The sequence below is a fragment of the Trichococcus collinsii genome, from assembly GCF_900107505.1.
Taxonomy (GTDB): domain Bacteria; phylum Bacillota; class Bacilli; order Lactobacillales; family Aerococcaceae; genus Trichococcus; species Trichococcus collinsii.
On the sequence record NZ_FNQH01000008.1, the window covers coordinates 76261 to 88653 of the forward strand.

Below are 12393 nucleotides of genomic sequence, written 5' to 3' on the forward strand. Positions count from 1 at the left end.
AGGTATCGTTTTTTCTCTTTTTTTAGGCAAAAAAGTGGAACGGCGGCACAGCAGCTTCAAATGAACGACAGAAAGTGGAGGAGAACAGATGGCACGGATTATTGCAGTCGCAAATCAGAAAGGCGGCGTCGGAAAAACGACGACCACCGTCAATTTAGCAGCTTCTTTGGCCTACTTAGGCAAAAAAGTGTTATTGATAGATAGTGATGCCCAAGGGAACGCCACCAGCGGACTCGGCATTTCAAAAGCAGATGTTGAAAAAGATATATATGATGTATTAGTGAACCAAGAGCCCATCGAGAATGTCATCAGAGAATCCTCGCGGGAAAATCTATGGGTCGTGCCTGCAACCATCCAATTGGCAGGGGCTGAAATCGAGTTGACGAATCAACCGCATCGTGAGGCGCGCCTTTATGATGCCGTGCAGTCGTTGCGTGACGAATACGACTTCATTTTCATCGATTGCCCGCCATCACTGGGGCATTTGACGATCAATGCTTTCACCGCCAGCGATTCGGTATTGATTCCGGTCCAGTGCGAGTACTATGCCTTGGAAGGGCTGAGCCAACTGTTGAACACCTTCCGCTTGGTTCAGAAGCATTTCAATAAGGACCTGAAATTGGAAGGGGTCTTATTGACGATGCTGGATGCCCGGACGAATCTCGGCTTCGAAGTCGTTGATGAAGTCAAAAAATATTTCAAAGAGAAAGTATACAAGACAATCATTCCACGAAATGTCCGCTTATCCGAAGCGCCAAGCTATGGACAATCGATCGTTGACTATGATATCCGTTCAAAAGGAGCGGAAGTTTATCTTGAGTTGGCAAAGGAAGTGTTAGCAGATGGCGAATAAAAACAGCAAAGGGCTAGGACGCGGCATCGACGCGCTCTTCAGCAACTTTGAAGATATCGAGAAGATCGATGAAAAGACAGAAAAGGTACAGGAGATCCCTTTAGACGAGATCCGTCCCAACCCTTATCAGCCGCGGAAAACCTTCGATGATTCGACTTTGCGGGAATTGGCTGACTCGATCATGCTGAACGGTGTCATCCAACCGGTCATCCTGCGCCAATCCAGCGTGAAAGGTTATGAAATCATTGCAGGCGAACGCCGCGTCCGCGCGTCCCGCTTGGCCGGCAAAACAACAATCCCGGCAATCGTCCGTGAATTTGACGAAACAGCAATGATCGAAGTCGCCATTCTGGAAAACCTGCAGCGTGAGGATCTGACTCCGCTGGAAGAGGCGGAAGGCTACCAAACCTTGATGAACAAGCTGAATCTTACGCAAGTGGATGTAGCCCAAAGATTAGGGAAGAGCCGTCCGTATATTGCCAACCACCTGCGCTTGTTGAATCTGCCACAGGACGTTAAACGGATGCTGCAAGAGGGATTGGTCTCCATGGGGCAAGCCCGTACGCTTTTAGGCTTGAACGATGAATCGTTGATCAGTGAATTAGCGAAACGTGCTGCCGAAGAAGGCATCACTGTCCGACATCTGGAATTGCTGGTCCAACAACTGAACAATCCTGGAGATGTCGCCAAAAAGACAACCAAGAAGAAAAAAGAAACGAAGCCAGTATACATCAAAGAGAGCGAAGAACGCTTGATGGACAAATTCGGGACATCCGTACAAATATCCAGCAAGGGCGAAAAAGGAAAAATCGAGATCGAATATCTTTCTCCAGCCGACCTGACCCGGATTTTGGATATCCTGCAAATTTCCCTGGACGATTAAGAATAGACGAAGACATCAGAAAGAGGTGCATCTAGCCTTGGTACAACAAGATTATGGATTGCATGATGTGGTGGAAATGAAAAAACCGCATCCCTGCAAAAACAACTCATGGGAAATCATCCGAATGGGTATGGATATCCGGATCAAATGCCTGAAATGCGGGCAGATGGTCATGATGCCGCGCCGTGAATTCGAGAAAAAAATGAAAAAAGTACTGACTAAGGCAGAAGAAACTGTCGAATAAGTCTTTGAAGGAATAAATATTAGCAATATTAAGTGGAAAGAGTGTGAAGAAATGTCATTAACAGCAGGAATCGTAGGATTACCGAACGTCGGGAAATCCACTTTGTTCAACGCCATCACCAAAGCGGGAGTGGAAGCGGCAAACTACCCATTCGCGACGATCGACCCAAATGTCGGAGTAGTCGAAGTTCCCGATGAACGTTTGAATAAATTAACAGAATTGGTGAAACCCAAAAAAACCGTCCCGACAACTTTTGAATTCACGGATATCGCCGGAATAGTAAAAGGCGCCAGCAAAGGAGAAGGTCTAGGGAATAAATTCTTGGCCAACATCCGCCAAGTGGATGCCATCTGTCACGTCGTGCGTTGTTTCGAAGACGATAACATCACACACGTCAGCGGTAAAGTGGATCCATTGGATGATGTCGAAACCATCAACTTGGAACTGATTTTTGCAGACTTGGAATCCATAGAGAAACGTTACACACGTATCAGCAAAATTGCACGCACAAAGGACAAAGATGCTGTTTATGAATTAGCGATATTGGATAAAATCAAAGAAACGCTGGAAGCTGGTAAATCCGCACGTACCATCGAATTTACACCGGAAGAAGAAGTGTACGTGAAAAACCTGTTCCTTTTGACGACAAAACCTGTTCTTTATGTCGCAAACATCTCCGAAGAGGACGTAATAGCCGGCGGAGACAATGAAATGGTGAAAATTGTCCGCGATTTTGCAGCAACAGAAGGTGCAGAGGTTGTTACCGTCTGTGCCCGTATCGAAGAAGAAGTGGCTGAATTGGATGATGAAGAAAAAGCTGAATTCCTTTCTGAGTTGGGCATCGAACAATCCGGGCTTGATCAATTGATCCAAAAAGCTTACACGCTGCTTGGCTTGGGAACATACTTCACAGCAGGCGAAAAAGAGGTCCGTGCCTGGACGTTCAGACTAGGGATGAAAGCGCCGCAGACAGCCGGAATCATCCATTCCGACTTCGAACGCGGCTTCATCCGTGCCGAAACAGTATCTTACAATGACCTGTTGGCTTACGGCAGTATGCAAGCAGCCAAAGAAGCAGGGAAAGTAAGACTTGAAGGAAAAGACTACGTAGTCCAAGACGGCGACGTAATGGAATTCAGATTCAACGTATAAGAGGATGTGATGATTCGCGTTTAGATACCCGGACGTTGGAGCACCCAGCGAAGTGAACCTCTTTTGTTCACTACGCTGGGTGTGAAACGGGAGCGGTAGCTGCGAATCAGAACTCAACTAAAGGATACGATGAAATGCGGGAGGGGATGAGCACTAAGAGGACATTACGAGAACGGCCGAAGTTTGTCCGTGACGTAATGTCAGCTTAGGCGGAATCCCCTGCATTTCAGAGTTCAACTATAAGAGTGTAATGAATCCTGAGCTCAGACTCTAGGATTCAGAACCGTTCTAAAAATGGATTCACAACACGTTTGAACAGGATGCGCATGTAATCAAGGGAGGATTTACCATTGGAAGAAACGAAGAGCGTTGAACAAATGAAGTTCGAAAACAAAGCGTTATGGCAGAGTTTGACAAAAAGAAATGAACAATACATGCTGGGGCTGGACAGAACCTTGAGAGCTGCAAACCTGGAAGAGGGGCGCAGAGAGGAAATATACAACAAAATGATGAGGGAATTGTTGGACGCCCAAAAAACCGGTAAAACTGCCCGCCAATTATACGGCACAGTGTCTGAGTGCGCATCAAACATCTTGGTCAATCCGACAGATAATGAAGTTAAAGTCCGTTCGACTGATTGGTTGATCGCTTTGGATGGCGGCTTATTGCTGGGGTCTCTTTTTGCGATGATTTCAGGCGTTTCCTTGCTGACCAACAGTGGCGAAGACGTAATCGGAATGGGTCTGATCAGCTTGATCCTCAACTTTATCGTAGGCGGCATCGCCATGCTCATCATTTCCAAATACACGCCGAATCCGGATGCACCCAAAGGCGAAAAAGGTTTCGGGAAATACGTCTTTGCGACGACGGGCGCTATGCTGCTTTGGATGCTTATCATGACTGTTTCCATGATGCTTATCCCAGCCACAATCAATATCGCTTTGCCTGCATGGTTATACCTTGGAATCGCGGGTGTAGGTTTTGCTGCAAAAGTTTATCTGAAGAAAAAATATCATATCGTGGGCGGCATTTTGTAGGCCGTCAATTGGTGGAGGCCGAGATGCAAATATAACTTGTATCTCGGCTATTTTCGTATATTGACAGAAAAAAACTGTAGAGGAATCCCTGGATGTAAACGCAAGTGCTAATTCCGAACGTTTCGGCGGTTTCGAATTGGGAGTATTCGATAAAAACGCTTCTATATGAGAAATGTATGATAAAGGGAGGTTTGCGCTTGACGTAGGTTGTTGGTGGTGGTATTTTAGATGATAAAAATCAGCACAAATAAAAAGGAGTGTTCATCGAAAATGTCAAATTGGGAAACAAAATTCGCTAAAGAAGGTTTTACTTTTGATGATGTATTATTAGTCCCGGCTGAAAGCCATGTATTACCTAACGATGTGGATTTATCGATTGATTTAGCTAAAAATTTACACTTGAATATTCCTATAATGAGCGCAAGTATGGACACTGTAACCGATGCAGCAATGGCAATCGCAATGGCTCGCCAAGGCGGCTTGGGCGTCATCCACAAAAACATGACCATCGAAGCGCAAGCTGAAGAAGTGCACAAAGTAAAACGTTCCGAAAGTGGCGTCATCATCGACCCATTTTTCCTGACTCCTGATCACTTGGTTGCTGAAGCAGAGAATCTGATGAGCAAATACCGCATCAGCGGCGTGCCTATCGTTAACGATATGGGAGAGCGCAAGTTGGTAGGAATTTTGACGAACCGCGATCTGCGCTTCATTGCAGATTATCAAGTTCCAATCGGCGATGTCATGACCAAAGAACATTTGGTTACCGCTCCTGTAGGGACTTCTTTGAAAGATGCTGAATCCATTCTGCAAAAATACAAAATCGAAAAACTGCCTTTAGTCGATGAAACCGGCCGTCTGGCTGGCCTGATCACGATCAAGGATATCGAAAAAGTAATCGAGTTTCCCAATTCCGCAAAAGATGCACACGGCCGTTTGATTGTTGCGGCTGCAGTAGGTGTGACAAGTGACACATTTGAGCGCGCTCAAGCGTTATTGGATGCAGGCGCAGATGCAATTGTCATCGATACAGCGCATGGCCACAGCGCTGGCGTTATCCGTAAAATTAAAGAAATCCGCGAACAATTCCCTGAAGCAACCTTGATTGCCGGAAACGTAGCAACTGCTGAAGGGACCCGCGCGCTCTTTGACGTCGGAGTCGACGTAGTCAAAGTCGGAATCGGACCGGGCTCCATCTGTACAACTCGTGTCGTGGCCGGTGTAGGTGTTCCTCAGATAACAGCCATCTATGATGCCGCAAGCGTAGCGAGAGAATACGGCAGAGCAATCATTGCTGACGGCGGGATCAAGTATTCGGGAGATATCGTCAAAGCGATGGCTGCCGGTGGACACGCAGTCATGCTGGGCAGCATGTTGGCTGGTACGGATGAGTCTCCGGGCGAATTCGAAATTTTCCAAGGCCGTCGTTTCAAGACTTACCGTGGTATGGGCAGTCTGGCAGCAATGGAAAAAGGCTCAAGCGACCGTTACTTCCAAGGCGGCGTAAATGAAGCGAAGAAAATGGTGCCGGAAGGTATCGAAGGTCGTGTAGCCTATAAAGGGGCAGCCAGCGATATCATCTTCCAATTGCTCGGTGGTGTACGTTCCGGTATGGGTTATGTCGGTGCAGCTAATTTGCAAGAGCTTCGTGATAATGCACAATTCATCAAGATGTCCGGTGCCGGATTGATCGAATCCCATCCGCATGACATCCAAATCACAAAAGAAGCACCAAACTATTCCATCCAAAGATAAGCGCACGAAATAAAATGTTCGGGACACTGTTCCCGGGCATTTTTTTTATGTTCACGGTTTGTCGGAGCTTTCTGATATAATTAAAATGGAATTTCTTTATGCTTCCTTAAGCAAAAATTTAGAAGAATTTGGTACGATGAGGGAAAATATATATTTTTGGGAAAGGGTTGTCCTAATATGAATAAAGTTTTGATCGTCGATGACGACAGGGAAATCGTGGATTTACTGAGCATCTATTGCAAAAATGAAGGGTACGAACCGATAAAGGCCTATGACGGCACCGATGCTTTCCAGAAGCTTGAGGAAAACGCGGACATCCAACTGATTATTTTGGATGTGATGATGCCAAAAAAAGACGGCATATCGGTGGTGAGGGAGTTGCGGGAACAGAATAATCCGATCCCGATTCTGATGTTGAGCGCCAAATCCACAGACATGGATAAAATCCAAGGATTGACGACAGGTGCGGACGATTACGTTTCCAAGCCGTTCAACCCGCTGGAAGTAATGGCCCGCATCAAATCGCTGTTGCGCCGGACGAATATGCAAGTGGACGCTTCAGAGGTGGACTCCATTGAGATAGGCCCGCTAATCATCAAGAAGGATTCCCATGAAGTCAAGACACTGAACGGAAAGAGCATCCAATTGACCGCGCTGGAATTCGGCATCCTACATTTATTGGCGAGTCATCCGAATCGCGTCTTCAGTGCCGATGAGATTTTTGAACGTGTTTGGCAACAGGAAAGTATCGTATCGGCCAAAACTGTGATGGTACATGTGAGCCATCTTCGCGATAAAATTGAAGAGGCTACAGGCGGTGAGAAAGTCATCCAGACAGTATGGGGTGTAGGCTATAAGATTGGGGAATAGGCAGACTTATATACAGGCTGACCTGGGAAAATCAGCTGATTCGGGAGGGTGCAACTTTGTTTAACAAGTTGAAGAAGAAAGAATTGAGTGAACTCGTTTTTGAAGGGGCCTTGACGCTCGGCATCGTCTATCTGCTCTACATCGGGATGGAGCTGATGTTTACCCGGCTGGTCGCGACTCCTCCCGCTTTCTTGAGGGAAATCCCCTCCTTAAGACGATTCGTAATGGTGGTTGACGCATTTCTGACCATTTACGATAATGTTTTCCAATGGATAGCAGCGATTTTTGCGGCTATCTTCACCGGGTGGCGTTTGGCCAGGAGATACAAGCAGATGCAGCTGACGCATATCCTGGACGAGTTGCATTATATCGCAGCGGGGCACTTCGATCATCGGATTGATGCAAACAATGCTGGCAGCTATGTTGATGTTGTGGATAGCATCAATACGCTGGTGGAGAGCACGGTCCAAGCGATGGCAGAGGAACGGAAAATTGAGCAATCGAAAGATGAATTGATCACGAACGTCAGTCACGATATCCGCACCCCTTTGACTTCCATCATAGGCTATTTAGGGTTGATAGAGGACAAGCAATTCACGAGTGAAGAGGATGCTTTGCGTTATATCCATATCGCTTATACAAAGGCACTGCAGATGAAGGTGCTTGTCGATGATCTTTTCGAGTACACGAAAGTGCGGCAACCGACGACTCCGCTGCTGTTGAAGACAATCAATATGGGGAACTTTTTGGAGCAGATCGTCGCAGATTATGAACTGGAGTCGCGCAAACGCCATATGGAGACCGAAGTGATCATGAAGACGAGTCCTTTGATGATCGAAATGGATGTCGATAAAATGGCCCGTGTCTTCAATAATCTCATTTCCAATGCCCTCAAGTATGCGCATGGCGGCACTTGGGTCCATATCGAAGCGGAAAAGATAGGTTCTGAGGTGATTGTTGCCGTGAAAAATAACGGGGAACGTATCCCTGAAGAATCGCTGCAGGAATTGTTCGGTCGCTTCTATCGGGTGGAAAATTCCCGTTCGAAAGAAACCGGTGGGGCTGGCCTTGGGCTGGCGATCGCCCAAAGCATCGTCACACTTCATGGCGGGTATATCTATGCGGAATCGGATGAGACGGAAACCAAATTCGTGCTACATCTCCCTTTGAAGCAGACTCCGCCGGTTAAGGAATAAGGAACGTACGCTTTCTGGGTACGTTCCTTTTTTTGGTTGTCTTTTTATACTATTTCCGCTAACATAGAAGGGTATATGAACTGAATGAAATGACTGATTGGAGATAACTACAAACAATGATAACTATAAAAAACAGAAAAATGATTATGGGAACACTATCTGCTGCCTCTGTATTGGTGAGCAGCTTATTTGCAGCACCGGTTGCTTTGGCTGCTGAACAACCTTCTGTCGATGCGAAAGCAGCTTTCGTGATAGAAGATGAGACCGACAAAGTGCTTGTCAACCAAAATGGGGAAGAAGCGTTGGGCATAGCCTCAATGACAAAGATGCTGAGCATCTACTTGATACTGGAAGCTATCGAAGAAGGCAAATTGACTTGGGATAAGCAAATCACCGTCAGTGATTACGTCTATGAAGTCAGCCAGAACTACAATTTTTCGAATGTGCCTTTGCGTCAGGACATCACATATTCTGTGGAAGAGCTGTACCAATCCGCATTGATCTATTCAGCAAACGGCTCGACGATCGCTTTGGCGGAAGCTTTGGCTGGTTCCGAAGCGAAATTCGTCGATCTTATGAAGGCTCAGTTGGATGAGTGGGGCGTAGAAAACTATGAGCTCTATAATGCAACCGGCTTGTCGAACAGCGATGTTGCGGAAGAAAACCTATATCCCGGTGCACCGTCTGACGGCTACAATAAAATGACTGCGCGTGGGGTCGCGATGGTTGCGGATCATCTGATCGATGATTACCCTGAAGTTTTGGAAACGACTTCCATTCCGGAGTTGGCTTTCCAAGCGGGAACATCTGACGAAATCATGATGCATAGCTATAACGTGATGTTGCCTGGTATGTTTTATTACCGTGAAGGTGTGGACGGTCTGAAGACCGGAACAACGCTGGAATCCGGCGCATCCTTTACTGGTACCGCAATGCAAGATGAAATGCGGATCATCACCGTGGTCATCGGAGCTGATGAGAGCACCAAACGCTTTAAAGAAACAGGACGTTTGATGGACTATGCCTTCTCGACCTTCGAGAAGACGACGGTAGCGGCAAAAGGCGATGCTGTTTCCACGCAAGAACCGATTACCGTGGCCAAAGGGAAGCAAACTGAGGTCGGGCTTGTCTACAATGAAGACCTTGTGACCGTTACGGAAAAAGGTGCCGAAGAGCTCGCGCTCACAACTGTTTTCACACCGGCGGAAAAGAGTCTGAATGAGGACGGCGAGATTGAAGCGCCTATAGAAAAAGGCACAGAAGTAGGGTCCGTGGCTGTGACAGTCGAAGGCGACGAGTTGGGCTATCTGGATGGAACGACTTCTGAGGATGTCAAAGTCGCAGTGGCAAGCAGCGTTGAGAAAGCCAATATCTTTGTGCGCGGCGGCCGCGTTGTCGCAGACTTGCTCGGTAAAGCTTGGCAAACAGTATCCGATTTTGTCGGAGGATTTTTTGACTGATCCGGAATAGTTGCAGGCTAATTTGGACCGACCGCTTTGTTGACAGCATAGGGTTTGTTCAGTAAAATGAGGATATCGAATCTTAGACTAATTGAATAGAGAAAGCCATGCATGTGACCAGTAGATGATGTGAAGCGCCCCAGAGAGTCAGTGGTTCGGTGAGAACTGACCCTTCACCTGTTGAATCCCCACATGAAGCGAACAATGAAAACAAGCAATTGACTAAATTGTTCCGGATCCGTCCGTTAACGCAATGAAGCGCAGCCAGACCTATTTAGGATTGGCTGAAGTTGGGTGGTACCGCGAACGTTAAAGCCATTTCGTCCCAGATTAGTCTAGGGATGGAGTGGCTATTTTTGTACACATAATGAGGAGGAAAGAGTATGTTGGATGTAAAATTTTTGAGGGATGGATTTGAAGACACTACAGAAAAGTTGGCTGCACGTGGCGTTAAAAAGGAAGAGTTGGTGACGTTCAAGGAATTGGATGCACAACGCCGGGAGAAAATCGTTGAGACGGAAAACCTGAAGCAATACCGCAATGGTGTTTCCCAGGAAATTGCGCAATTGAAACGCAACAAAGAGAATGCGGATGATAAGATTGCCGAAATGAAAGAAGTCGGCGATAAAATCAAAGCGTTGGATGAAGAACTGAATGAAATCGAAGAGAAGACGACCTACATCGCAACAAGATTGCCTAACTTGCCGCATGCCTCCGTTCCTGTCGGTGCGGACGAAGAGGATAACGTGGAAGTAAGAAGATGGGGGACACCGCGCGCGTTCGATTTCGAACCGAAAGCGCACTATGATATCGCCGAGGCATTGGATATCCTGGATTTTGAACGTGGTGCTAAGGTGACCGGAAGCCGTTTTGTCTTCTATAAAGGCCTAGGAGCACGCCTGGAACGCGCTTGCTACAACTATATGCTGGACTTGCATACCGAAGAACATGGCTACACGGAAATCATTCCTCCCTACATGGCGAATGAAGCTTCCATGTTCGGTACCGGACAATTCCCTAAATTCAAAGAGGACGTCTTCCAGTTGACGGATGAGCGCAATTTCACGCTGATCCCGACAGCCGAAGTTCCTTTGACGAACTATTACCGCGATGAAATCATGAATGAAGCAGAACTACCTGTCTATTTCACGGCAATGAGTCCTTCATTCCGTTCTGAAGCTGGAAGTGCTGGACGCGACACAAGAGGCTTGATCAGGATGCACCAGTTCCATAAAGTGGAGATGGTGAAATTCAGCAAACCAGAAACTTCCTATGAAGAATTGGAAAAAATGACGGACGATGCTGAATCTGTACTGAGAGGCTTGAACCTGCCGCACCGAACCATCACTTTATGCACGGGTGACATGGGCTTCTCCGCAGCCAAAACTTATGACATAGAAGTCTGGATCCCAGCTCAAGATACCTATCGGGAAATCAGTTCTTGTTCAAATACGGAGGCATTCCAAGCCCGCCGTGCGAAAATCCGTTACCGCAACGAAGAAACAGGGAAACTGGAATTTGTGCACACGTTAAATGGCTCAGGGCTGGCTGTCGGCCGCACGGTGACTGCGATACTTGAGAATTACCAAAACGAAGACGGTTCCGTCACGATCCCTGATGCACTTGTGCCATACATGGGCGGCATCACGAAAATAACCAAAGAAAATGCAAGCAACAAACGCTGATCGCAAGCAAGATATGCGAGTAAGCTTTTGGTCATGTGATACAATCATTTCAGACGAAAATGCGTACGAAAGGAATGATAAAAGTGACAAAACCAAGATTGGAAAAAGCTACTTTTGCCGGAGGATGTTTTTGGTGTATGGTCAAGCCGTTCGATAGCCTTCCGGGCATCGAATCAGTTGTTTCTGGCTATACTGGCGGACATAAAGAGAATCCGACCTATGAAGAAGTGTGCGCCGGAACAACCGGGCATACGGAAGCCGTCCAAATTACATTTGATCCAGCTTTGTTTCCGTACAAAGATTTAGTGGAGGTATACTGGCAGCAGACAGATCCCACTGATGCCATGGGTCAGTTCGTAGATCGCGGTGCTTCTTACCGTCCGGTTATTTTTTATCATTCACCGGAACAAAAAGAGATAGCAGAAGCTTCCAAACAAGCGCTGCAGGACAGCGGGAAATTCACTAAACCAATCGTGACTTCCATCGAACCGGCACAACCGTTTTATGCTGCAGAAGAATATCATCAGGATTTCTACAAAAAAAGCAGTGCGCATTATCATGGGTATCGTTCCCATTCAGGCAGAGATTCGTATATCGAATCGCATTGGAAAAAGTAGAAAGTTTTCCGAGATAACAACAGTAAAGAAGATCCGTTCCGAAGAAATTACTTTGGAATGAGTCTTCTTTTTTTGCTGCGAATGGCAGGAATGGCTTATTCCGAAGGATTCTATTTTCAGTACACAATAAAAAAGTAAAAATAATCAAAAAAGACTTGCCAAAAACTGATAGCACAGGTATGATAGATATTCGTTGACAGGCCCAATGGAAAACCATAAAAAGTATCCACGGCTGTTGATGCTCGTATGAACTTTCAGAACCAATTCATAAAAATAACGTTTTTTGAAAAAGTTGTTGACAAATTGGTTCCGCAAGTGGTATTATATAGAAGTTGTCATGTGAGAGCGTGCAACACATTAGACCTTTGAAAACTGAATGAAGAATGAACGAACCAAATGTGCAAGGAGCTTAGACTTCGGTCGAAGCAAACGAAGACGATACTTTGTATCGCAAACATAAAGTCAGCAAAAAATTAAGAGCAATCAGCTTAACGTGTAGGATTTCTGTACAAGAGTCCACATTTACATGAGAGTTTGATCCTGGCTCAGGACGAACGCTGGCGGCGTGCCTAATACATGCAAGTCGAACGGTCTTTTCTATGGAAGCTTGCTTCCACTGAGAAGATAGTGGCGGACGGGTG

The 12393-nt window shown here is 46.4% G+C and carries 11 protein-coding genes, 1 rRNA gene and 1 other annotated feature; all 12 genes read left to right on the forward strand.

The annotated features are described in order from the left end of the window. Positions 1-88: 88 nt before the first annotated feature. Positions 89-853 carry a ParA family protein gene (locus BLV66_RS13515; RefSeq protein ID WP_086628685.1) on the forward strand — a complete coding sequence of 255 codons (765 nt, stop codon included), beginning with the start codon at positions 89-91 and terminating at the stop codon, positions 851-853. Next, the gene (locus BLV66_RS13520) at positions 843-1736 is read left to right on the forward strand and encodes a ParB/RepB/Spo0J family partition protein (RefSeq protein WP_086986306.1); all 894 of its coding nucleotides are present in this window, start codon (positions 843-845) and stop codon (positions 1734-1736) included. Before BLV66_RS13515 ends, BLV66_RS13520 begins: the two co-directional genes overlap by 11 nt. 37 nt (positions 1737-1773) lie before the next feature. Continuing rightward, entirely contained in the window at positions 1774-1980 is a 207-nt protein-coding gene (locus tag BLV66_RS13525) for a DUF951 domain-containing protein (protein ID WP_086628836.1), read from the forward strand. A gap of 51 nt (positions 1981-2031) precedes the next feature. Next, the gene (ychF, locus tag BLV66_RS13530; protein WP_086986305.1) at positions 2032-3132 is read left to right on the forward strand and encodes a redox-regulated ATPase YchF; all 1101 of its coding nucleotides are present in this window, start codon (positions 2032-2034) and stop codon (positions 3130-3132) included. Between the two features lie 350 nt (positions 3133-3482). Next, on the forward strand, positions 3483-4169 hold the full coding sequence (locus BLV66_RS13535) for a DUF1129 domain-containing protein (protein WP_086986304.1): 687 nt from the start codon (positions 3483-3485) through the stop codon (positions 4167-4169). Positions 4170-4439: 270 nt separating this feature from the next. Continuing rightward, complete coding sequence (gene guaB, locus BLV66_RS13540) at positions 4440-5924, forward strand: IMP dehydrogenase (protein WP_086986303.1); 1485 nt, start codon at positions 4440-4442, stop codon at positions 5922-5924. Between the two features lie 177 nt (positions 5925-6101). Further along, positions 6102-6794, forward strand: a complete 693-nt coding sequence (locus BLV66_RS13545) for a response regulator transcription factor (RefSeq protein WP_086986302.1) — start codon at positions 6102-6104, stop codon at positions 6792-6794. A 56-nt stretch (positions 6795-6850) separates the two neighbouring features. Then, the gene (locus BLV66_RS13550) at positions 6851-7990 is read left to right on the forward strand and encodes a sensor histidine kinase (protein WP_245826689.1); all 1140 of its coding nucleotides are present in this window, start codon (positions 6851-6853) and stop codon (positions 7988-7990) included. Positions 7991-8106: 116 nt separating this feature from the next. After that, a complete protein-coding gene (locus tag BLV66_RS13555) occupies positions 8107-9450 on the forward strand; it encodes a serine hydrolase (RefSeq protein WP_086986301.1) in 1344 nt (447 codons plus the stop codon). Between the two features lie 98 nt (positions 9451-9548). Further along, positions 9549-9781, forward strand: a binding site (T-box leader). 52 nt (positions 9782-9833) lie between these two features. Then, entirely contained in the window at positions 9834-11135 is a 1302-nt protein-coding gene (gene serS, locus BLV66_RS13560; RefSeq protein ID WP_086986300.1) for a serine--tRNA ligase, read from the forward strand. 74 nt (positions 11136-11209) lie between these two features. Continuing rightward, entirely contained in the window at positions 11210-11752 is a 543-nt protein-coding gene (gene msrA / locus BLV66_RS13565; protein ID WP_218131858.1) for a peptide-methionine (S)-S-oxide reductase MsrA, read from the forward strand. Between the two features lie 522 nt (positions 11753-12274). Next, positions 12275-12393: ribosomal RNA gene (locus BLV66_RS13570) — 16S ribosomal RNA — on the forward strand; the annotation flags it as partial.